At 68.3% G+C, this 22,472-nt stretch carries 19 protein-coding genes; 10 read left to right on the forward strand and 9 right to left on the reverse strand.

From position 1 onward, the window contains the following. Positions 1–31 precede the first annotated feature (31 nt). The 3 genes from ACT6QK_RS03865 (at position 32) to ACT6QK_RS03875 (ending at position 5,528) form a co-directional block, all read left to right on the forward strand. The gene (locus ACT6QK_RS03865) at positions 32–1,159 is read left to right on the forward strand and encodes an efflux RND transporter periplasmic adaptor subunit (RefSeq protein WP_444596491.1); all 1,128 of its coding nucleotides are present in this window, start codon (positions 32–34) and stop codon (positions 1,157–1,159) included. Then, positions 1,159–4,389, forward strand: coding sequence for an efflux RND transporter permease subunit (locus tag ACT6QK_RS03870; RefSeq protein WP_444596535.1), 3,231 nt, complete (start codon positions 1,159–1,161; stop codon positions 4,387–4,389). Before ACT6QK_RS03865 ends, ACT6QK_RS03870 begins: the two co-directional genes overlap by 1 nt. A 95-nt stretch (positions 4,390–4,484) precedes the next feature. After that, the gene (locus tag ACT6QK_RS03875; protein ID WP_444596492.1) at positions 4,485–5,528 is read left to right on the forward strand and encodes a hypothetical protein; all 1,044 of its coding nucleotides are present in this window, start codon (positions 4,485–4,487) and stop codon (positions 5,526–5,528) included. A gap of 91 nt (positions 5,529–5,619) precedes the next feature. Here the strand turns inward: ACT6QK_RS03875 and ACT6QK_RS03880 are convergent, their stop codons facing one another. After that, on the reverse strand, positions 5,620–6,357 hold the full coding sequence (locus tag ACT6QK_RS03880) for a hypothetical protein (RefSeq protein ID WP_444596493.1): 738 nt from the start codon (positions 6,355–6,357) through the stop codon (positions 5,620–5,622). 220 nt (positions 6,358–6,577) lie between these two features. On the opposite strand from ACT6QK_RS03880, the gene ACT6QK_RS03885 reads away from it, so the two are divergent. Then, positions 6,578–7,492, forward strand: a complete 915-nt coding sequence (locus ACT6QK_RS03885; protein ID WP_444596494.1) for a hypothetical protein — start codon at positions 6,578–6,580, stop codon at positions 7,490–7,492. A gap of 24 nt (positions 7,493–7,516) precedes the next feature. Here the strand turns inward: ACT6QK_RS03885 and ACT6QK_RS03890 are convergent, their stop codons facing one another. From ACT6QK_RS03890 to ACT6QK_RS03900, 3 genes are read right to left on the reverse strand one after another with little or no spacing between them, the layout of a single operon-like run. Then, complete coding sequence (locus ACT6QK_RS03890) at positions 7,517–7,717, reverse strand: methylated-DNA--[protein]-cysteine S-methyltransferase (protein ID WP_444596495.1); 201 nt, start codon at positions 7,715–7,717, stop codon at positions 7,517–7,519. Positions 7,718–7,726: 9 nt separating this feature from the next. Further along, positions 7,727–8,071 carry a hypothetical protein gene (locus ACT6QK_RS03895; protein WP_444596496.1) on the reverse strand — a complete coding sequence of 115 codons (345 nt, stop codon included), beginning with the start codon at positions 8,069–8,071 and terminating at the stop codon, positions 7,727–7,729. Positions 8,072–8,128: 57 nt separating this feature from the next. Continuing rightward, positions 8,129–8,905, reverse strand: coding sequence for an isocitrate lyase/PEP mutase family protein (locus tag ACT6QK_RS03900; protein ID WP_444596497.1), 777 nt, complete (start codon positions 8,903–8,905; stop codon positions 8,129–8,131). A gap of 179 nt (positions 8,906–9,084) precedes the next feature. Here ACT6QK_RS03900 and ACT6QK_RS03905 point away from each other — a divergent pair, with 179 nt between their 5' ends. Beyond that, positions 9,085–9,921 (forward strand): CVNH domain-containing protein, encoded by an 837-nt coding sequence (locus tag ACT6QK_RS03905; RefSeq protein WP_444596498.1) that lies wholly within the window; start codon positions 9,085–9,087, stop codon positions 9,919–9,921. A gap of 58 nt (positions 9,922–9,979) precedes the next feature. Here ACT6QK_RS03905 and ACT6QK_RS03910 read toward each other — a convergent pair whose 3' ends face one another. Then, a complete protein-coding gene (locus ACT6QK_RS03910; RefSeq protein WP_444596499.1) occupies positions 9,980–10,585 on the reverse strand; it encodes an extensin-like domain-containing protein in 606 nt (201 codons plus the stop codon). A 252-nt stretch (positions 10,586–10,837) separates the two neighbouring features. Here ACT6QK_RS03910 and uvrB point away from each other — a divergent pair, with 252 nt between their 5' ends. From uvrB to ACT6QK_RS03935, 5 genes are all read left to right on the forward strand, one after another. After that, positions 10,838–13,177, forward strand: a complete 2,340-nt coding sequence (gene uvrB, locus ACT6QK_RS03915; RefSeq protein ID WP_444596500.1) for an excinuclease ABC subunit UvrB — start codon at positions 10,838–10,840, stop codon at positions 13,175–13,177. A gap of 303 nt (positions 13,178–13,480) precedes the next feature. Beyond that, the gene (locus ACT6QK_RS03920; RefSeq protein WP_444596501.1) at positions 13,481–14,350 is read left to right on the forward strand and encodes a DNA-methyltransferase; all 870 of its coding nucleotides are present in this window, start codon (positions 13,481–13,483) and stop codon (positions 14,348–14,350) included. Next, positions 14,351–14,965, forward strand: coding sequence for a BglII/BstYI family type II restriction endonuclease (locus tag ACT6QK_RS03925; RefSeq protein ID WP_444596502.1), 615 nt, complete (start codon positions 14,351–14,353; stop codon positions 14,963–14,965). 40 nt (positions 14,966–15,005) lie between these two features. Further along, on the forward strand, positions 15,006–15,668 hold the full coding sequence (locus ACT6QK_RS03930) for a DpnI domain-containing protein (protein WP_444596503.1): 663 nt from the start codon (positions 15,006–15,008) through the stop codon (positions 15,666–15,668). Continuing rightward, entirely contained in the window at positions 15,625–16,179 is a 555-nt protein-coding gene (locus ACT6QK_RS03935; RefSeq protein ID WP_444596504.1) for a hypothetical protein, read from the forward strand. Before ACT6QK_RS03930 ends, ACT6QK_RS03935 begins: the two co-directional genes overlap by 44 nt. A gap of 168 nt (positions 16,180–16,347) precedes the next feature. On the opposite strand, the gene mce is transcribed toward ACT6QK_RS03935, so the two are convergent. From mce to ACT6QK_RS03955, 4 genes are all read right to left on the reverse strand, one after another. Next, positions 16,348–16,767, reverse strand: a complete 420-nt coding sequence (mce, locus tag ACT6QK_RS03940) for a methylmalonyl-CoA epimerase (RefSeq protein WP_444596505.1) — start codon at positions 16,765–16,767, stop codon at positions 16,348–16,350. Beyond that, a complete protein-coding gene (scpA, locus tag ACT6QK_RS03945) occupies positions 16,764–18,923 on the reverse strand; it encodes a methylmalonyl-CoA mutase (RefSeq protein ID WP_444596506.1) in 2,160 nt (719 codons plus the stop codon). The genes mce and scpA overlap by 4 nt, the downstream gene beginning before the upstream one ends. Next, the gene (locus tag ACT6QK_RS03950; RefSeq protein ID WP_444596507.1) at positions 18,920–20,302 is read right to left on the reverse strand and encodes a methylmalonyl-CoA mutase family protein; all 1,383 of its coding nucleotides are present in this window, start codon (positions 20,300–20,302) and stop codon (positions 18,920–18,922) included. The genes scpA and ACT6QK_RS03950 overlap by 4 nt, the downstream gene beginning before the upstream one ends. Positions 20,303–20,465: 163 nt before the next feature. Next, positions 20,466–22,472 (reverse strand): ATP-binding protein, encoded by a 2,007-nt coding sequence (locus tag ACT6QK_RS03955; RefSeq protein ID WP_444596508.1) that lies wholly within the window; start codon positions 22,470–22,472, stop codon positions 20,466–20,468.

Here is a 22,472-nt window from a genome sequence, read left to right on the forward strand (position 1 = left end):
GCGGTTTCCTCTACGCCGGAGCGTGCTGTTCGTGATCAAACGCCACTTCTTCCTGATCGCGGCGGGCGTTCTGCTCGGTCTGATGGTCATCGCCGTCGTCTTCAAGCTGGCCTTCGCCGGCGACGGCGCCGAGAAGAAGGGCGGACCCGGCGGCGGTCGGGGCGGACGGGGTCAGGCCGTGGCCGTGGCGACCGTCTCCACCCGCGACTTCTCCGACCAGATCCGCGTCCTGGGCGTCGCCCGGGGCCAGCGTTCGGTCAACATCACCTCCTCGACCTCCGAACTCATCACCCGGGTGATGTTCACCGACGGCCAGCGCGTCGCCGCCGGAACGCCTCTGGTGCAGCTTCAGGCCCGGGAAGAAGACGCCGGCATCATCGAGGCCCAGGCCCAGGTCGATCAGGCCCAGCGCCAGTATGACCGCTACAAGACCCTGGCCGATCGCGGCATCGCCCCGCGCGTCACCGCCGAACAGGCCGAGACCGACCTGGCCTCGGCGCGCGCCGCTCTCGCCGCAGCCCGCGCGCGTCTGGGCGACCGGGTCATCCGCGCGCCATTCGCCGGGATCATCGGCCTGACCACCGTCACCCCCGGCACCCTGGTCAGCCCCGGCGGCGTCATCGCCACCCTGGACGACACCAGCGTCATCCGCGTCGATTTCCCGGTGCCGGAGCGCTATCTCGGCGTGCTGCGCCCTGGCCTGCCCCTGACGGCGACGGCCGACGCCTATCGCAACGAGGCCTTTTCTGGCCGCATCGCCCTGATCGACAGCCGCATCAATGAAACCACCCGCGCCGTCACCGCCCGGGCGGAGTTCCCCAACCCCGGCGGTCGCATCCTGCCCGGCATGATGCTGCGGGTCGCGGTGGCCCAGGGCCAGCGCACCTCGACCGCCGCCCCCGAGGCCGCCGTCCAGTACGAGGGCCAGACGGCCTATGTCTACCGCATCGTGCGCGGCGATCGCGGCGAGACGGCCCAGCGCGTCGAGGTCCAGGCCGGCGCGGTCGAGGGCGGCTTCGTCGAGATCCTGTCCGGCGTCGCCGCCGGGGACCGCATCGTCGCCTCGGGCCTGAACCGGATCCAGCCCAACGCCCCGGTCACGACGGGCAATGGCCAGCGTCAGGGCGGCGCCGGCAAGGCCGGAACGCCCGCCCGATGATGATTTCAGACCTTTCCGTCCGCCGCCCGGTCTTTGCGGCGGTGGCGGCCATCGTGCTGTGCGTCATCGGGGCGGCGGCCTTCTTCTTCTTGCCGGTCCGCGAACTGCCGGACGTCGATCCGCCGGTGGTCTCGGTCAATACCACCTATGCCGGCGCCTCGGCCGAGGTCATCGAGAGCCGCATCACCGAGCCGGTGGAGCAACAGATCGCCGGCATCCAGGGCGTCGAGCGCATCACCTCGACCAGTCGCGACGGCCGCTCGAGCGTCAACATCGAGTTCTCGCTGGACCGCAACATCGACGACGCCGCCAACGACGTGCGCGACCGGGTCAACCGCGTCGTCGGTCGTCTGCCGGACCAGGCCGACCCGCCGGAGGTGGCCAAGGCCGATTCCGACAGCTCTCCGATCATCATCCTGTTCCTGCGGTCCACCTCGATGAACCGGCTGGAGCTGACCGACTACGCCGACCGCTATCTGGTCGACCGCCTCGCCACGGTCCCCGGTGTCGCCCAGGTCAACATCTTCGGCGAGCAACAGTATGCGATGCGGATCTGGCTGGACGCCGCCGCCATGGCCTCGCGCGGCCTGACGGTCACCGACGTCGAGACCGCCCTGACGACCCAGAACGTCGAACTGCCCGCCGGCCAGCTGGAATCGGGCCAAAAGGATTACACCGTCCGCGTCGCCCGCACCTATTCCCGGCCCGAGGACTTCCGCCAGCTGCCGATCGGCACGCGCGGCGCGGCCACCACCACCACGGCGACCCAGACCACCGGCGCGGCCACCGCCGCCGCCCTGCCCAGTGGGGCGTCCGGCGCCATCCAGGGCCGCACCGGCTATGTCACCCGCCTCGGCGACATCGCCCGGGTCGAGGAGGCGCCCGCGGAGGACCGCCGCCTGTTCCGCGGCAACGGTCTGGATCAGGTCGGTCTGGCCGTCACCCGTCAGGCCCAGTCCAACGACCTCGCCATCTCCGAAGGCGTGACCCAACTGGTGAAGGACGTCCAGTCCAGCCTGCCGCCCGGCGTGACGCTGGAGGTCGGGTCGGACAACTCGGTCTTCACCTCCCACGCCATCGACGAGGTCTGGATCACCATCGGCATTTCCATGGCCCTGGTGGCCTTGGTCAACTTCATCTTCCTGGGCAGTCTTAGGGCCGCCCTGATCCCGTCGATCGTGGCGCCGATCTGCCTGCTGGCCACCTTCATCGTCCTGGCCCCTCTGGGCTTCTCGCTGAACCTCCTGACCCTGCTGGCCCTCGTCCTGGCCATCGGTCTGGTGGTGGATGACGCCATCGTGGTGGTCGAGAACATCCAGCGTCGCCTCGACCATGGCGAACCGCCCCTGGTGGCCGCCGAGCGGGGCGCGCGTCAGGTCTTCTTCGCCGTCGTGGCCACCACCATCGTCCTGCTGTCGGTCTTCGCGCCCCTGCTGTTCCTGCCCGGATACGTCGGCCGCCTGTTCGTCGAGCTGGCCGCCGCCATCGCCGCCGCCGTGGCCTTCTCGGCCTTCCTGGCCCTGACCCTTTCGCCGATGATGGCGTCCAAGATCCTCAAGCCGGCCCTGCACGGCGGCTGGCTCAATCGCCGGGTCGACTGGGCGATGGACAAGCTCAAGTCTTCCTACGGAAACTCGCTCTCGGCCCTGTTGGGTCGCCGCGTGGCCCTGTTCGGCGTCATCGGCCTGATCGTCGTGGTCGCGGGCGGCGCCGCCGGCATGTTTCTGTCCCTACCCAATGAACTGGTCCCGGGCGAGGATCGCGGCCGGGTGCAGATCCGCGTCGCCGGGCCCGAGGGCGCCGGCTTCGACTACACGAAGAAGATCATGCTGGGGCTGGAGCCCATCCTTCAGGAGTATCGCGACAGCGGCGAGGCCGATTCCTACCTCGTCTCCTCGCCTGGCTTCGGCGGCGGCAGCTTCAACTCCGGCAACGCCAACATGATCCTGGCCGACTGGTCCAAGCGGGATCGCACCGCCGACGAGATCGCCCAGGAGATCAACGGCAAGCTGCGCAACCAGACCGACGCCCAGGTCAACGCCTCGGTCCCCGGCGCCTTCCAGCGCGGCGGCGGCGGCGGCGGCGGATCGAACTCGGTCGAGATGATCGTCACCGGCGCCGAATACGCCGACATCTACAACTGGCTCCAGCCGGTTCTGGCGGCTTCGCTGGAAAATCCCGGCTTCTCGCGCCCGCGCCTGAACTATGAGCCGACCTCGCCGCGTCTGCTGGTCGATGTGGACCCGGAGAAGGCCGCCGGCCTCGGCGTCTCGTCCCAGGCCATCGGCCGCACGCTCGAGACCATGTTCGGCTCCCGTCGCGCCACCACCTACATCAAGGGCGGCCAGGAATACGACGTCATCCTCCAGACCGACCGCGACGAACGCCGCACGGTGGACGACCTGGAAAGCCTCTATGTCGCCACCGGCTCGGGCCAGCTCGTGCCCCTGTCCTCTGTCGTCACCACCCAGACCTCCGGCGACACCCCCGACCGCCGTCGCCTCGACCGCCAGCGGTCGATCAGTCTCTCGGCCGATCTCAATCCCGGCTACACCCTGGACGACGGGGTCAAGTTCCTGACCGACGTCGCGGCCCAGCAGCAGCAGGGCGTCGTGGCCCTGCGCTGGGGCGGCGCCGCCCGCGACCAGCAGGAGGCCGGCGGCGCCGTGGTCGCGGCCTTCGGCCTGGCGCTCCTGCTCGTCTTCCTTGTCCTCGCCGCCCAGTTCGAGAGCTGGATCACGCCCGCCGTCATCATGCTGACGGTCCCGCTCGCGGCCGCCGGCGGCCTGTTCGGTCTGACCATGGCGGGGTCAAGCCTCAACCTCTACTCCCAGATCGGCCTCATCATCCTGATCGGTGTGGCGGCCAAGAACGGCATTCTGATCGTGGAGTTCGCCAACCAGTTGCGGGATCAGGGCCGGTCCATCACCGAGGCCATCATCGAAAGTTCGACGCTCCGTCTTCGCCCGATCATCATGACGTCCATCGCCACCGCCTTCGGCGCCCTGCCTCTGGTCCTGTGGCAGGGGGCGGGCGCCGGCAGCCGCCAGACCATCGGCGTGGTGATCTTCGCCGGGGCGATGTTCTCGACCCTGCTGACCCTGTACGTCGTGCCGGTGATCTACGGCGTCCTCGCCCGCTTCACCAAGTCGCCCGAATACACGGCCCGCAAGATCGAGGAGTGGGAGGCGCAGGAGATCAGCGAGGGCCGGCCGAAGCTGGCGGACTGACGGCCGGGGTCTGACGGGACCTGACGCCGCCGCTCCCGGGGCTTGGACGTTGCACGCGCGCGAGCGATGCTGTGACGTCGGTCGGAGTCCGTGTCATGAAGCTCGCTTTGGTCCTGTCCGCCCTAGCCGTGCTCGGCTCGGCCTCGGTCGCCCGGGCTTGGGTTCAGACCCCGACCGAGATCGGCTCCGGCCAGACTGTCGAGGCCCGCATGGCTGCGACCGGCCGGACGGAGGCGGATTGCTTTCGGTTCAAGTCGCCGCGCGGCGCCATCCACGACGTCGTCGTCCGCTCGACCGCCTTCGACGTCCGGGCCTCGGTCGATTCGTCGTGCAGCGGCGCCGTCCAGAACCTTGACAACGCCGGTGGCAGGGACGAGCGGTTCGTCGGCTCCAGCCTGTTCAGCTGGGATCGGTTTATCCGGGTGGACGGAGGGGGCGCGGGCGGCGCCTATTCCGTTTCGCTCAAGGTCTATCCCGTGGACCCCTCGGTCTATGCGCCCCCGCCCGTTCCCTCCGCCATGGCGGGTTGGTCCGCCGATAGGATTTGGACGAGCCTTGACGCTCGCCTGGGTCAAACGGCGGATTTCAGCCTCCTCTCCGCGGAAGAGTCGCTCTGGTTCCGGTACCACATGGGCCTGAGCTCCGCCCAGAGAGCCGCCGGCATGACGCGCTGGGTGGACGCCAACGTCCATTGGCCTCGACAGGCTGCCCAGCGTGCCTCGGCACCGCAGACTCCTGCGCCGGCTCCGGCCCCCTCCGTCGCCGCGGCCGTCGCTCCGCCCGCATCCGTAACGCCGCCCGCGCCGCGCCGCCTGGGCCGGTGCGTGTCCAGCGGCGTGTGCTATTACGCGGTGGTCGCCCACTTCAACGACGAGTACGACCCCTACCAGCCCAGTTACGACGGCACACGGCTGAGCTGGGGCATACAGGTCAGCGACACGGCCGGTTCTCGCTTCACGGAGCCGTTCACGATCTGCGGCATCCAGGTCTACGCCCAGGCCAACCAGGCGGAACGCATCCGAGGCTATATGAAGCCGACGTCAGAGTCGTATGCGCGGCGTTTCAGCCTATCGCCCCATGACGGAGGTTTTCCTATCTGCGCCTGGTCGCCGCCCCGTTATACCGGGCCTAACCGCTGACGCTCCGGCGTCGGCAGGCTTCCACGCCCCAGGCATCGCGCAGTCTGACGACCACCGTTGGAGGTGGATGGGGCCGGTCGAGCCTTCAAGATCAGACCGTCCTGGCGCTGCGGTCCCCGGCGAACTCCCAGGGGCCTGTGTGTTGCAGACGGCTCTGCAGGTCCAGCCAGACCTCGCCGCCGATGTCGCGCCAGCGGCGGCAGAAGGTGTAGTCCTCGCTCAGATACTCGCGCGTCTCCGGGTCGATCATGCAGTCGAACAGGGCGTAGAGGTTCGGGCTTTCGCTGGGTTCGCTGCGGTCATGGGCGGCGCTGAACCGGGTCTCGGGATAGGCCTCGATCATCCGCTCCAGGGCGTCACGACGGATCAGCATGAAGCCGGTGCCCGCATATTCCGCCGTGGCGAACCCATTGTCGCCTTCACCCGCGTGCAGGGGCGTCCCGACATAGCGCAGGGTCGCGGTGGCCAAGGGCTCGCCGGACAGCACATGATCGGCGACCTCCGGCCCGGAATGGAAGATCTTCAGCGGATAGGAGCCGGCCGTCACCGGTTTGTCGTGACGGATGAGCCGCACGACCTCCTCGGGCGAGAAGCCGATGTCGGCGTCGATGAACATCAGATGGGTCGCGTCGCTGTCGAGGAACATCGACACCAGGGTGTTGCGCGCCCGCGTGATGAGGGAATCGTTCCCCAGCAACTGCACCGACACCCTCGATCCGTCGTTCTGGGCCGCCAGGAGCAGGGCGCAGATCGACTGCATGTAGCGCTGATAGACCATCCCCCCGTAACAGGGCGTGGCGATGAACAGGTGCAGCGGCTCGCGGTCCAAATCAGTATCCCCCTGATCGATTGACGACGGGGATGTTTCAACGGCGTTTGTGTCGGGAGCGGCGCCCGAGTGTTTCACCGCCGACGCAAGCCGGCCCGATGGGTTTCAATTCCGAAATCCGATGGCGTCGATCGCAGCCGCCCCCGCAACCTCGGCCGTCGCACGGCGTTACCCGGTCGACAGGATTAGCCACACGCGGCGGAATCCACGGAGACACCCCATGACATCGATCAAGACCTTCACCGCCGTTGCGGCCGGCGCCCTCGTCCTCGCGGTCGGGGGGATGACCCAGGCCCAGACGCCCTACGGGCAAACCCAGCAGCCCTATGGCCAGACCCAGCCCTCGGGCCAGGAGGTCTTCGGCCAGATCCTGCAGAACCTGCTCGGCGGCCAGACCACGGGGACCGTCGACGCCGAATGGAGCCGCGGTCGTCGCGCCTTGGCCGCGCAACAGGCGACCTTCAACACCCGCCTGACGGCCCAGGTGCGTTCGGGCGCTCTCCAGCAGTATTCGGCGGACCGCATCCGCTCCGACTATGACGCCCTGGTCCAGCTCGAGGCCCGCTATGGCCAGGACGGCCGCTTCACCACCCAGGAACGCCAGGACCTGACCGCCCGGTACGAGGCCCTGACCACGGCTCTGGAGGATGGCGGCTATGGCGATGACCTCGGCGGCTACCAGTCCGTCGCGGCCGGCCGCGCGGAGTTCGAGGCGCGCATCGACGCCGCCGTCCGCGCCCGCACACTGACCCGCACCGACGCCACCCGCCTGCGCGCCGACTACGCGGCCCTGAGCCGGACCGAGGCTGAATACTTCATCGATGGTCTGACCGCCCGTGAGCGTCAGGACATCGAGACCCGTCTGGATGCTCTGGACGCCCGCATCGGCGACACCGGCTATGGCAATGGCGGCGGCTCCGCGACCCGCACGCCCGAGGCGCGCCTTGACGCCATCGCCCGCGCTCTGCCGTCCAGCGGCCTGGGCGCCACGGCCCAGGCCCAGTTGCGCGTCGAGCATGAGGACCTGACCCGCCTCGCCGCCGCCTATGCGCGCTTCAACGCCTCGGCCGACGATCGCGCCTATCTGGACCGCCGCCTAGCCGATCTGGAAACCCGCGCCCGCGTGCGCCGCTGATCCTCAAGCCGGGTCGGGCTGGAGCTAGATCAGCAGGGCGCCTTCGTGGCGCAGCAGCCAGGTCTTGCGCTCCAGCCCGCCGCCGAAGCCGGTCATGGAGCCGTCGGCGCCCACGACCCGGTGGCAGGCCAGCACCAGGGCGATCGGGTTGCGGTTCAGCGCCGCGCCCGCCGCTTGGGCCGCGCTGGCGTGGAGCCCATCCGCCTCGCCGACCCGTCGCGCCATCTCGCCATATTAGATCGTCCGCCCGGGCGGCACTTCGGTCAGGGCCCGCCAGACCCGGGCCTGGAATCCGCCTGACGACCGCGCCCCGTCCAGCGACCAGCCGATCCGCTCCAGCGCCGTCCGGTCGCCGTCGAAGTAGTCGCGCGCCGCCGCCACGACCGCCTTCGGCGCCGCCCCCCGTTCCAGCGCCGCCGACGGATACTCACGCCGCATCGCCCGCGTCAGCCCGCCTGCGACCTCGCTGTCGAAGCCCAGCCCCCGCAGCCGCCCCTGCGCATCAAACGCCAGATCCAGCGGCCCGATCGGGCTGTCGATGCGATCTAGGATCAGTCGGTCGGGCGGGGCGGCGGCCATGGCCCCAGAATGCCGCGATCGCCCGTCCTCGTCTCGCGGTTTTCGGACGGGTTTCGCTCAGCTCATCCAGCCGTTCATCTTCCCGTAGTCGAGGGCCTCGTCCGACAGGGGCGTCGAGCGGCCGTCCGTCAGGAAGGCTCTCGTCACGGCCGCCGCCCGGCCGAGCGTGGCCTGCGCCAAGCCGGACCCGGCGCTCAACCGACGCACGCCAAGGGCCTCCAGAGTTGTGGCGTCCGGCAAGGTCGGCCGCGCCATCAGGTTCAGGGGCAGGGGCGTCGCGGCGACCATATGCGCGATGTCGTCGGTGTCGGTCAGGCCTGGAGCGAAGAACCCGTCGGCCCCCGCGTCGGCGTAGAGCCCGGCCCGACGCGCGGCCTCCGCCACGGGCGCGTCCGGGGCCAGCCCTCTCAGCCAGACGTCGCAGCGGGCGTTGATGAACAGGGCGTCGCCGACGGCCGCCCGGATCGCCGCGATCTTGGTGCCCAGCGCCTCAGGTGTTCCGCCGCCGTCCTCGATATTGATCCCCTGCGCCCCCGCCTCGACCAGCCGCGTCGCCAGGGCCGCGATCTCGGCCGGATCGTCGGAATAGCCGCCTTCCATGTCGATGCTGACCGGCAGGCCGCGCGCCGCCCGCACGATGTCGGCCGCCGCCTGCACCAGCCGATCCACCGGCAGGACGTCCCCGTCCGGCCAGCCAAGGGCCCAGGCCACGCCCGCGCTCGTCGTCGCCAGGGCCCGGGCGCCGGCCTCGCGCACGATGGCCGCGCTTCCTCCATCCCAGACATTGGGCAGGATCAGCAGGCCGGATTGATGCAGGGCGTGGAACGGGGTCATGGCGATCTCCTTGCGCCCATTCCACCCCATCCCGGCGTCGCGGTCCGGCGGAATTCGGACAGGGTCAGTCCGGAGGGCGACTTGCAACCCTGCGCCCCCGATGGGGTTGTGCCGTCATGGGCGCGGCGTAGGGTCGGGCCGGCCGCGACCGGCGGCGTCAATCGAGAGGCGGTTCCACGATGTCTCGTTTTCGCACCTTCATCCTGACCGGCGCCCTGGCGCTCGCTGCCACGGTTTCGGCCGTCGCCGTCGCCCAGGAACGCTCCAGCCCCCCGCGACCGGGCGGACAGCTTCCGTCGGGCAGCTATCAGCAGACCTGTCGCGGCGCGAACATGAACGGCAATATTCTCAGCGCCCAATGCACGAACAACCGCGGCGCCCCGGTCTTCTCCTCGATCGATACCAACGGCTGTCGCGGGCGGGACATCTTCAACGACAACGGCTACCTGCGCTGCGGCGCGGGCGGCGGCGGTGGCCCGCAGCCCCCGATTCCGCCCCGGCCGACGATCCCGGCGGGCAGCTATCAGCAGTCCTGTCGCGGCGCCTCCATGCGGGGCAATATCCTGACCGCCCAGTGCACCAATCGTCAGGGTCGGCCGGTCTCTTCGAGCCTGGACGTCAACAGCTGCCGGGGCCGCGACATCTACAATGACAACGGCTACCTGCGTTGCAACGCCGGGGGGCCGGGCGGCGGCGGCTGGAACCCCGGCGGTCCGGGCGGTCCGGGCGGCCCGGGAAATGGCGGCGGCGTCCAGCCTCCGACCGGCGGCAACTATGAGGCCATCCTCTACACCAGCGCCAACTATGGCGGTCGGTCGCTGCGCGTGCGGGGCGCCGCGCCCAACCTGGCCTGGTATCCGGGCTTCAACGACAATGTCCGCTCGATCCGCATCGTGCGCGGCCGGGCCCAGGTCTGCGTCGACGCCAACTTCCGGGGCGCCTGCCAGACCCTGAGCCGTTCGGTCTCCGACCTGAACCGCATCGGCATGGGCAACCGCATCTCCTCGGTGCGATGAAGCCAGGCGGGGAGGGCGTTCGCGTCCTCCCCGACCGCCTCACCGACAGAAGGCCCTCCTAACGACAGAAGGCTTGGCCCGGCTCCAGATGCAGGTGGTCGCGGTGCTCGGCGTTATACTCGGGCGAGAGCACCGTGCCGAACACCCGGCATCCCTCGTCCCGGATCCGCTTCAGGAACTCGCCCTCCGCCCCGCCGTCGTTCCAGTCGGCCAGCACCGTGATCCGCCGCCCGTCGCGGAGTCTGACGCCCGCGAAATCGAACGCCGCCGCCCGCGAATGGGCGCTGGGCCGCGCCCCCGCCCGGTTGTTCACCGGCCGACAGGCGTAGGTCCCCATGTGGTCGATCTGGATCACGTCGGCGCCCAGCACCTCCCGCGCCGCCGGCTCGACCACCTGCCGTCGCCAGACGCTCAGGGCCAGGGCCAGTTCGCAGGTCGCGGTGGGCTCCGCCGGCGTCAGTCGCGCGATCGTGCCCATGTCGGGCCCGATGACGCCCGCGTTCTGCAAGAAACAGGTCTCGCTGTTCACCCGGTCCGCCGAGGGCACATAGTTGATCCGCGCCGACTGAAGCTCGGCGACGCACTGCTGCGGGTCCGCCGCCGTCCGCGTGATCCGGTCGCGCGTCGAACCGTCCACGGGCCGATCCACCAGCCCGCTGCCCATCGGTGTCTGCGCCGGCTGATAGGGCCTCGGCCCCGTCTGCGTCGGCTCCCTATACGGGGACCTGGACGCATCCGGTATCAACCGCCCGCAGCCCGCCAGCAGCATCACCCCGATCACGACCCAGATTCGTTTCATCCGCCGACCCTATCCGCTTTCGTCGCGGCCGACCCTGCCTTGCGCTTTTGTCAGCATCCTGTCGTCGGCCCGGCGCGTTGACTGGCGTCCCCTGCCGCCTCGACCTACATTCCGTTCATGAACCGTTCCTCGACCCCCAAGGGTTCCGCTCCCGCCGTCAAGAAGCCGGTCCACACCCCGAACCCGGGCGTGAGGGAGGCCGCCGCCGCCTTCATCCACGACACGGGCAAGATGCCGATGTTCGCCCCGGTCACAGGCCCGCGCCTGACGCCGGCCGAGGCCCCGGGCAAGCCCGACGACTGGGTCCCGCACCGCCCCAGCCACGACGGCAAGAAGAAGGGCGGTCGCTTCCGCCTCGAAACCAAATACACCCCCGCCGGCGACCAGCCCGCCGCCATCGCCGAACTGGTGGCCCAGGCCGAGGCCGGCGACCGCGATCAGGTCCTGCTCGGCGTCACCGGCTCGGGCAAGACCTTCACCATGGCCAAGGTGATCGAGGAAACCCAGCGCCCGGCCCTGATCCTGGCCCATAACAAGACCCTGGCCGCCCAGCTCTATTCCGAGTTCAAGTCCTTCTTCCCCGACAACGCCGTTGAATACTTTGTAAGCTACTACGATTACTACCAGCCTGAAGCATATGTTCCAAGAACAGACACATATATTGAAAAAGACTCAAGTATAAACGAGCAGATCGACCGCATGCGCCACTCGGCGACGCGGGCGATCCTGGAGCGGGACGACGTCATCGTCGTGGCCTCGGTCAGCTGCATCTATGGCATCGGGTCGGTGGAGACCTATACCGCCATGACCTTCGACCTGAAGGTCGGGGCCACGATCGACGAGTCCAAGCTGCGGGCCGATCTGATCGCCCTGCAGTACAAGCGCAACGACGCGGCCTTCGAGCGCGGCATGTTCCGCAAGCGCGGCGACACCATCGAGATCTTCCCCGTCCACATGGAGGACCGGGCCTGGCGCGTCAGCCTGTTCGGCGACGAGATCGAGGCCATCGCCGAGTTCGACCCCCTGACCGGCAAGAAGACCGCCGATCTGGAGGAGGTCACCGTCTACGCCGCCAGCCACTATGTCACCCCGCGCCCCTCGCTGAACCAGGCCATGACCGGCATCAAGGCCGAGCTGAAGGAGACGCTCGACTGGATGGTCGAGAACGGCAAGCTGCTGGAGGCCCAGCGCCTCGAACAGCGGGTGCGCTTCGATCTGGAGATGATGGAGGCCACCGGCTCCTGCGCCGGGATCGAGAACTATTCCCGCTGGCTGACCGGCCGCGCGCCCGGCGAGCCGCCGCCGACCTTCTTCGAGTACATTCCCGACAACGCCCTGCTGTTCGTGGACGAGAGCCACGTCACCATCGGCCAGATCAACGGCATGTTCCGGGGCGACTATGCGCGCAAGTCGACCCTGGCCGAATACGGCTTCCGCCTGCCGTCCTGCATCGACAACCGCCCGCTGAAGTTCGACGAATGGGACGCCATGCGGCCCCAGACGGTCCACGTCTCGGCCACCCCCGGCAAGTGGGAGCTGGACCAGACCGGCGGCGTCTTCGTCGAACAGGTCATCCGCCCCACCGGCCTGATCGACCCGCCGGTCGAGATCCGCCCGGTCTCGGGCCAGACCCGCAACCAGGTCGACGACGTCATCGACGAGGTCAAGGCCACCACCGCCGCCGGCTACCGCTCCCTGGTCACCACCCTAACCAAGAAGATGGCCGAGGACCTGACCGAATACATGCACGAACAGGGCGTCCGCGTCCGCTACATGCACTCCGACGTCGATACGCTCGAGCGGATCGAGATCCTGCGCGACCTGCGGCTGGGAACCTTCGACTGCCTGATCGGCATCAACCTGCTGCGCGAGGGGCTGGACATCCCCGAGTGCGGCCTGGTCGCCATCCTCGACGCGGACAAGGAGGGCTTCCTCCGCTCCGAGACCTCATTGATCCAGACCATCGGCCGCGCCGCCCGCAACGTCGACGGCCGCGTCATCCTCTATGCCGACCGCATGACCGGCTCGATGGAGCGCGCCATCGCCGAGACCGACCGCCGGCGCGAGAAACAGATCGAATACAACACCCTGCACGGCATCACGCCCGAGAGCGTCAAGCGCGAGATCAAGGACATCCTCGACAGCCCCTATGAGTCCCGCGCCATGGACAAACTGACCGCGCCGGGCGTGAAGGACGAGGCCAAACCCTTCACCGGCTCCAACTTCCAGGCCGCCCTCAAGGACATGGAGGCCAGGATGCGCGAGGCCGCCTCCAACCTCGAGTTCGAAACCGCCGCCCGCCTGCGCGACGAGATCAAGCGCATGAAGCTGATGGACTTGGAATTCGCCAACGAGGTCCTGACGGCGGAGGGGGAGGCGGTCGATACGGCCGCGCCCAAGCGCTGGCGCGCGGCGGCCAATGCAGAGAAGGCGGAGCAGTTCAGGAAGGGGCGGTAGGTCCTAGCTGGTATGGCAGGCCGAGCAGCAGTAGGCGCACCCGTTGGCTTTCGAGTAGGTCTTCTTCGCCTCGGTCACCGCCGGGCCGCACGAGGCAAACTCGCCGAGATACTTTCGGTCCGATGGAAACCAGGTGCATGTGGCGACGTGAACCTCATGGTCACCGTTGGGCTGGGCTTTGTTGTTCACGTAGTATGACGCCATGGCGACAATCCTTTCTCAGCGGATCGAATCATTCGATCCAGTTGACAGGTAACGACTCGCACGCTTTTCGTTCGCGATATGTTCCGGGAGTCTGCTGCCATGTCAACCGCGCTCGCATTTCCGCATCGCTTCGACGACCAATCCATCAGCCGCGTCGCTTGTGAGGACAACCTCGCCTTCATGCGTCCGATGGCCGATGAGAGTTGCGACCTGATCGTCACCTCACCGCCCTACAACATCGGCAAGGCCTATGAGCGCCGGAGCCCCCTTGAGGCTTACGTGCAGCAGCAGGCTCAAGTGATTTCCGAGTGCGTAAGGCTGCTCGCTCCAAAGGGTTCGATATGCTGGCAAGTCGGAAACCACGTGCAAAACGGCGAGGTGTTTCCGCTCGATCTGGTCCTTTACCCTGTGTTTTCGAGCCATGGGTTGAAGCTGCGGAACCGCATCGTCTGGCACTTTGAACACGGACTCCACTGCACCAAGCGGCTTTCTGGCCGACACGAGACGATCCTGTGGTTCACTAAGTCCGACGACTATGTCTTCAACGTTGACCCGATCCGGGTGCCGTCCAAGTATCCTGGAAAACGTCACTTCAAAGGACCAAGGGCCGGGGAGCTGTCGGGCAACCCGCTTGGCAAGAATCCGGGCGACGTTTGGATAATTCCCAACGTCAAGTCCAACCATGTTGAGAAGACAATCCACCCCTGCCAGTTTCCCGTCGAACTCATCGAACGGCTGGTATTGTCGATGACTCGCCCCGGCGATCGCGTATTTGATCCGTACATGGGCGTGGGCTCTTCAATTGTTGCTGCGGTCATGCATGGACGCCAGGGCGTCGGCTGCGACATCACCCAAGAATACGTCGATGTTGCCGTCCAGCGCCTGTCCGAACTCCGGGCGGGACGGTTACGCACACGCCCTATGAATAAGCCGGTCTACGATCCATCTCTGCCGCGCGGAGGACACTGAGTGCAGATTGTAGCCCAGCATTCTCACCTAAACGGCTTCGAATTCATCCAGTATCACAAGAGGCAACTCTGGTCAGAAGTCGTTCACGCTATCGAGGGCATCGATGCCGAAGCGTGCAAAACGAAGGAGTCTCAAGAGAAGCGTAAGCAGGGGAAAGGCCTTCTCTATTCGCCGACCGCGATCAACGAGGCCGCTAAAGCCTTGCTCCAGCCACTAGGCTGGCATTCGCACCAGACACCAAACTGGGTGTGCGAGAATCCGAGCCTACTAGCGAAGCTGGCTTCTTTATCGCCGCCTGAGCAGAAGTCGTTCATCGAGGCCAATGGTCACGAGGCAATATATACATACAACCAGACTGATTTTATTAAGGACCGTGTTGCGATAGAGTTTCAACTCGGAAAGTACTCGTTTGTTGCGCATGATCTCTTCGTGAAACACATGAGCTTCTTCACTAACGGCGACATTGATGTCGGCATCGAAATCGTGCCTATGAAGTCTATGGAGCGCCAGATGTCGAGCGGCGTGCCTTACTACGAGCGAGACCTGTTCAATCTGCTCCGCCAAGGACGAAGCACTCCTGCCGTTCCGATGGTCCTTATCGGGATTGCTCCTTAACGCGGCCATCTGAACGCCGAGCCCCGCCAAACGCCGGGTCATGGACGGCTCCTACGGCGCAAAGACCTTGCGGCTGAAGGCGCGGAACAACCCCAGTCTGATGGTCATGGGCTATGATCAGGCGCGTACCCGCGTCACCGACCTGATCGTCGTGCCCGCCCACTTCTTCACCGAGGCGATCATCGAGCCGAGGAAGCCGCTGTCGATGACCGCCCGCCGCGCCGGCTGGCAGGGCTGCAACATCCTGATCGGCCAAGTGCCCTTGGCCGGGCGCATCTCCCTGATCCGCACCGGCCTGCATGTGCCCAAGGCGACGGTGCTGGACCAGTGGCGATCCACCCTGTTCCTGCGCGACACGAAACAGACCGCGCGCGGCTGGCTGCTCGCCGTCATGAACGCGGTCGAGGCGATCGGGCGGCCCGAGTTCAACCTCGACGACGTCTATGCCCACGAGGCGGCGCTCTCGGCTCTCTATCCCGGCAACAACAACGTCCGCCCGAAGATCAGGCAACAGCTTCAGATGCTGCGGGATCGCGGCTGGTTAGAGTTCAACGGGCGGGGGACATATCGCTTGGCGGCATCCCTCTCCCGACGGGAGAGGGGGCTGTGGTGTGAGCCACGTCCGCCCCTGACGCACCAACGCCCTATCCTCCGAGTCCATGACCGAGGAACCCGTTCGCTTTCGCCGCAAAATTCGCCCTGACGCCGTCTGGGCCGAGGTGCGGAAGGCGTGGGAGGGCGGGGAGACGGCGCGGTCGGTGGCGCGGCGATATGATGTGGGGGTGCCGGCCCTGTGGAAGCGGCGGGAGGCGGAGGGGTGGCGGCGGCCGGAGGCGGCGTTCGGGCCGGTCGAGCCGGCGGAGGGATGGTCGGCGTTCGCGGCGGGGCAGTATGAGGCGTTCGAGGCGCGTCTGACCGAGGCGCAGGAGCTGGCGACGGCCCTGGCGGCGGGGATGGTGGGGAAGCGGCCGGAGGATTTCGACCTGTGGCACCTGCCCTTCATCCTGCACTGGCGCGCCGCGCATCTGGGCCCCGAGGTGGCGGCGGACGACCGGGCGCGGAACCGGGATCAGGACTGGGCCGGGGCGATCTGGGACGCCGAGGGGAAGATGGGGTCGGTGCGGGCGATGACCTGGGCCCTGGTGCGGCTGAACCGGACGGCGTGGCGGGAACAGCATGGGCTGCCGGAGGGCGTGGCGGAGGGGTGGCCTTGATCAGGCGTCCTTCTCCCCTTGTGGGAGAAGGTGGCAGGCGAAGCCTGACGGATGAGGGGTCATGCCGGCGGCTGGAGTTTGGGTCGAAAGATCGCCGACTTTCGAGGTCTGGGTGACCCCTCATCCGCCCCTCCGGGGCACCTTCTCCCACAAGGGGAGAAGGGAAGCCTAGTGGTCCTTCAGCCGCTCCATCAGTTCGATCAGGACGCCGCCCATCGCCTTGGGATGCAGAAACACCACCGGCGTCCCGTGCGCCCCGATGCGGGGTTCGCCTGTGCCGAGGATGGTGACGCCCTTGGCGCGCATGTCGGCGACGGCGGCGTGGATGTCCTCGACCTCGAAACAGACGTGGTGCTGGCCGCCCCTGGGGTTTTTGGCGAGGAAGCCGGTGATGGGGGACGTGTCGTCATAGGGCTCGATCAGTTCGATCTGGGCCGTGGGGGTGTCGATGAAACAGACCTTCACCCCCTGGGCGGGCAGGTCGAAGGGCTCGCCGATGCGGGTGGCGCCGAGGACGTCGCGGTAGAGGCGGATGCTGTCAGCGATGGAGGGGGTGGCGACGCCGACGTGGTTCAGGTTGCCGATCATGCCGGTTCCTTTGCGGGGGCGGGCTGGGCGTAGCCGAGGCGCTGGTTCAGTTTTTCGATCAGGTCCACGGCCGTGTCGGCGATGGCCGAGCCGGGGGGATAGACGGCGGCGGCGCCCATCTCGATCAGGGGCTGGACGTCGCCGGGGGGGATGACGCCGCCGACCACGATCATGATGTCGGGGCGGCCCAGCCGCTCCAGCTCGGCCTTGAGCTCGGGCACCAGGGTCAGGTGTCCGGCGGCCAGGGAGGAGGCGCCGACGGCGTGGACGTTTGAGGCCACCGCGTCGCGGGCGGCCTCGGCCGGGGTCTGGAACAGGGCGCCGGCGGTGACGTCGAAGCCCAGGTCGCCGTATCCGGTGGCGACGACCTTCTGGCCCCGGTCGTGGCCGTCCTGGCCCAGCTTGGCGATCAGGATGCGCGGCGGGCCGCCGTCGTTCTCGACAAAGGTCGCGACCATGTCGCGGGCGCGGGCGAAGCGGGGATCGCGGCCGGCCTCCTTCGCATAGACGCCCGAGACGGTCTGGACCGAGGCGACATGGCGACCGAAGGCGGCCTCCAGGGCGTCGGAGATCTCGCCCACGGTGGCGTGGGCCCGGGCGGCGCGGACGGCGAGCTCCAGCAGGTTCGCCGCGCCCCGCGCGCCCTCGGTCAGGGCGTCGAGGGCGGCGGTGACGGCGGCCTCGTCGCGTTCAGACCGCAGGCGTTTCAGCTTGTCGATCTGGGTGGCCAGGACGGCGGCGTTGTCGACCTTCAGCATCGGGATGTCGTCGGGCGTGTCGTTCAGATAGGCGTTGACGCCCACGACGGTCTGCTGGCCCGTGTCGATGCGGGCCTGGGTTTTCGCGGCGGAGGCCTCGATACGCAGCTTGGGAATGCCGGCCTCGATGGCCTTGGCCATGCCGCCCAGGCCCTCAATTTCCGCCATGTGGGCGCGGGCCTTCTCGGCCAGTTCGTGGGTCAGGCGCTCGACATAGTAGGAGCCGCCCCAGGGGTCGATGACGCGGGTCAGGCCGGTCTCCTGCTGCAGCAGGATCTGGGTGTTGCGCGCGATCCGGGCCGAGAAGTCGGTCGGCAGGGCGAGCGCCTCGTCCAGGGCGTTGGTGTGCAGGCTCTGGGTCTGGCCCCCCGCCGCCGCCATGGCCTCGACCATGGTGCGGGGCACGTTGTTGAACACGTCCTGGGCCGCCAGGGACCAGCCGGAGGTCTGGCAGTGGGTGCGCAAGGAGAGGGATTTGGGGTCGGTCCCGCCCTCGCGCCGCACGGCCTCGGCCCACAGCAGGCGCCCCGCCCGCATCTTGGCCACCTCCATGAAGTAGTTCATGCCGATGGCCCAGAAGAAGCTGAGGCGCGGGGCGAAGGCGTCGATCGACATGCCCGCCGCCTTGCCGGCCCTCAGGTATTCGATGCCGTCGCTGAGGGTGTAGGCCAGCTCGATATCGGCCGAGGCCCCGGCCTCTTGCATGTGGTAGCCGGAGATGGAGATGGAGTTGAACTTCGGCGTCTCCTTCGCCGTCCATGCGAAGATATCGGCGATGATCCGCATCGAGGGCGCCGGGGGGTAGATGTAGGTGTTGCGGACCATGAACTCCTTGAGGATGTCGTTCTGAATGGTGCCGGTCAGTCTGGCGTGGGGAACGCCCTGCTCCTCGGCCGCGACGACATAGAGGGCCAGGATCGGCAGGACGGCGCCGTTCATGGTCATCGACACCGACATCTGGTCCAGCGGGATGCCGTCGAACAGGGTGCGCATGTCGAGGATGGAATCGATCGCCACCCCCGCCATGCCGACGTCGCCCTTCACCCTCGGGTGGTCCGAGTCATAGCCCCGGTGGGTGGCGAGGTCGAAGGCGATCGAGAGGCCCTTCTGCCCGGCGGCGAGGTTGCGGCGGTAGAAGGCGTTGGATTCCTCGGCGGTGGAGAAGCCGGCGTACTGGCGGATGGTCCAGGGATTGCCCGCATACATGGTCGGATAGGGGCCGCGCACGAAGGGGGCGAAGCCGGGCAGGCCGTGGATGTGGTCGAGGCCCTCGATGTCGGCGGCGCCATAGGCCGGGGCGACGGTGATCTCCTCGGGCGTGGTCCAGGGCGCGCGAGCGGGGCCGGCGCCGGTGGGGGTCAGGTCGAGGGCGACCCTGGTGAAGTCGGGGCGGCTCATGCGGCGGCCTCCTCGAAGGATGCGGCGGCGCGGACGGGCGTGAGGGGGGCGATAGCGATGGCGGGCCTTGGCACGGGGGCTTTGGACGAGGGCTCCACGGGCGCGGGCCTGACGTCAGGATCGACGTATTTCGTCACGCCGATGATCTGGTCCCGGCCGTCGGCGAAGGCGGCGAGCCAGGCGGTGCGGGCGGCGGCGATGCGCGACTGGACGGCGCCGCCTTCGAGGGAGGCGATCAGGCCGCCTTCGCGGGCGATGCGCTGGGCCTCGTCCCACCCGGCCCTGGCGAGGTCGTGGGTGCGGCTGTCGAGGAACCAGGACCCGGCGGCGGGATCGTCGACGCGGCCGAGGTGGGCCTCCTCCATCAGGACGATCTGGGCGTTGCGGGCCTGTCGCCGGGCGAAGGCGTCGGGTCGGCCCGAGGCGCGGGTGAAGCCGTCCAGCACCACGACGTCGGCGCCGCCGACCGCTCCGGCGAACCCGGCGGCCGTCAGACGCAGCAGGTTGGGCCAGGGATCGCGCGCCGCCAGCATCCGCCGCGACGACCGGGCCTCGATGACGGCGGGGGTCTCATGGCCATAGGCGCCCGAGAGGGTCTTCCAGATCAGCCGCAGGGCGCGGACCTTGGCGAGGGCGTCGAAATAGGTCTGATCGACCGAGACGCCGAGAACGACGCCGGACAGGGCGCGCTCGACGGAGAGGCCCGCGTCGATGGCGGCGTCCACATAAGTGATGGCCGAGGCGGCGGCGAAGCCCAGCTCTTGTGCGGCGCTTCCGCCCGCCTCATGGACCACGCGGCCGGAGGCGAGGAAGAGGCCGGCGTCGGGATAGGTGGCGGCGTGGCCGGCGGCGCAGGCGGCGGCCTCGGCCAGATGATCCGTCAACGGACGATCCGCGCCGCCGGCCTCGGCGAAGGCGGAGACCGGATCGAGGTGGAAGGCCAGTCTGGCGCGGGGCGACCCCTTGGCGACGGCGGACAGGGCGTCAGCGGCGGCCGGGCCTTCGAGACCGGCGTCGAGGGCGACGGCGGCGAGCTCCAGCGCCACCCCGTCGAGGGCGCGGGCCAGGGCGGCGGTGTCTGTCGCGACGGCGCCGGAGATCAGGACGGAGGCGGCGCCGCCCTCGAGGTCGGTCAGGACAGCGGCGTTGACGGCCTCGGCGTCCTCGCCCTCGACCAGGGTGCGCAGATCCCAGGCGCGGCCGTCGGCGTCCGACGGGCGGGGGGCGAAGATGGGCTGGATGCCCGTCGCATCGCCATAGAGGGGGCGGACGGTCAGGTGATCCGCGTCGAGGTGGATCAGGGATTCGAGCGGGCGATCCTTGAGAGCTTTCTGGGCGGAGTCGCGCCATTCGAGGGGGGTGGGGAGGGGGAAGGTCATGCTTTCGCTTCCACACCCAAACCCGTCATCCTCGGGCTTGACCCGAGGAGCGGATGGTCCGCCGACTGTGCGAGGACGGTTGGCGGAACGCCGAACCCACCGCCGGCCCTCGGGTCAAGCCCGAGGGTGACGGAGGGGAGGAGAGGCGGGTGCGACCGCCCCATCACTCGAACTCCACCAGCACGTCGTCCGCCGCGACGGGATCCCCCGCCTTGGCCCCCACCGACTTCACCACGGCGTCGCGTTCGGCCTTGAGGATGTTCTGCATCTTCATGGCCTCGATGATGGCGACGGTCTCGCCTTCCTTGACCTCCTGGCCGGGGGTGACGGCGATGGCGACGACGAGGCCGGGCATGGGAGAGAGGATCAGCTTGGAGGTGTCGGCGGCCTCTTTCTCGGGCAGACGGGCGAACAGTTCGGCGAGGCGGGGGGTGAAGACGCGAACGCGGGCGCGCGTGGCGCGCGACCGGATGTCGAAGCCGTCGGCGACGCGGCGGACCTCGGCGGTGAAGGCGTCGCCGTCAAGGACCGCGCGGAACTGGGCGAGGCCCGGCCGCCAGTCGATCTCGGACAGACGCATGACCCTGCGCTCTTCATTGGCCTCGCCCGTCAGCTCCAGCGTCAACGCCTCGTCATCGTCATAGGACAGGCTGACCCCGACCGGCTCGCGGTCGATCAGCACGATCCAGTCGGTGCGGTCGGACGGGTCGCCCGACTGTTCGGAGAGGATCTCGTGCATGGCGACGGCCGAGGCCACCAGCACGTCGCGTTGCAGCGGCCCGGCGGGGACGCCGTGGAAGCCGTCGGGGAATTCGTCCTTGATGTAGGAGGTGGACAGGGCGCCCGAGCGGAACCGCTCCTGATCCATGACGGCGGCGAGGTAGGGGACGTTGTGGCCGAGCCCCGACAGGTGGGTGTCCTCCAGCGCCCGGGCCATGCCGTCCACGGCGGCGATCCGCGTCTCGCCCCAGGTGCAGAGCTTGGCGATCATGGGGTCGTAGAACATGGAGATCTCGTCGCCCTCGCGGACGCCGGTGTCGTTGCGGACGACATAGGGCGCCGTCGTCCCCTCGTGCTCGCCTTCATCCGGTTGTTCGTAACGGACCAGACGGCCGATCGAGGGCAAGAAGCCGCGATAGGGGTCTTCGGCGTAGATGCGGCTCTCGATGGCCCAGCCGTTGATCTTCAGGTCGTCCTGACCGAAGCCCATGGTCTCGCCGGCGGCCGAACGGATCATCTGTTCGACCAGATCGACGCCGGTGATCAGCTCTGTCACCGGGTGTTCCACCTGCAGCCGGGTGTTCATTTCCAGGAAGTAGAAGCTGCGGTCCTGACCGGCGACGAACTCCACCGTGCCGGCGGAATCGTAGTTTACGGCGCGGGCCAGGGCGACGGCCTGGTCGCCCATCTTCTTGCGCGTGGCCTCGTCGAGCAGGGGGGAGGGCGCCTCTTCGATGACCTTCTGGTTGCGGCGCTGGATCGAGCATTCGCGGTCGAACAGGCTGACGATATTGCCGTGCTTGTCGCCCAGCACCTGGATCTCGATATGGCGCGGATTGACGATGAACTTCTCGAGGAAGACGCGGTCGTCTCCAAACGCGGTGAGCGCCTCGGCCTTCACCGCCGCGAACCCCTCGGCCATGTCGTCGTCCGAATGGGCGACGCGGATGCCCTTGCCGCCGCCGCCGGCGCTGGCCTTGATCATCACCGGATAGCCGATCTCGTTGGCGATCTGGACGGCGTGTTCGGGCGTGTCGATCAGGCCCATGTAGCCGGGCACGGTGGAGACGCCGGCCTCGGCGGCGAACTTCTTGGAGGTGATCTTGTCGCCCATGGCCTCGATGGCGTGGGGGTTCGGACCGATGAAGGTGATGCCCTCGGCCTCCAGCCGCCGCGCGAAGACAGGGTTTTCCGACAGGAAGCCGAAGCCGGGGTGGACTGCCTCGGCGCCGGTCTGGCGCACGGCGTCGACGATCCTGTCCTGCAGCAGATAGGACTGGGCGGCGGGCGAGGGGCCGATGTGGACGGTCTCGTCGGCCATCTCGTACGCCAGCGACCCGGTGTCGGCGTCGGAGTGGACCAGTACCGTCTTGAGGCCCATCCGGCGACAGGTCTTGATGATCCGAACGGCGATCTCGCCCCGGTTGGCGATGAGGATTTTGGAGAACAT

This window comes from Brevundimonas sp., from assembly GCF_052436175.1.
Taxonomy (GTDB): Bacteria; Pseudomonadota; Alphaproteobacteria; order Caulobacterales; family Caulobacteraceae; genus Brevundimonas.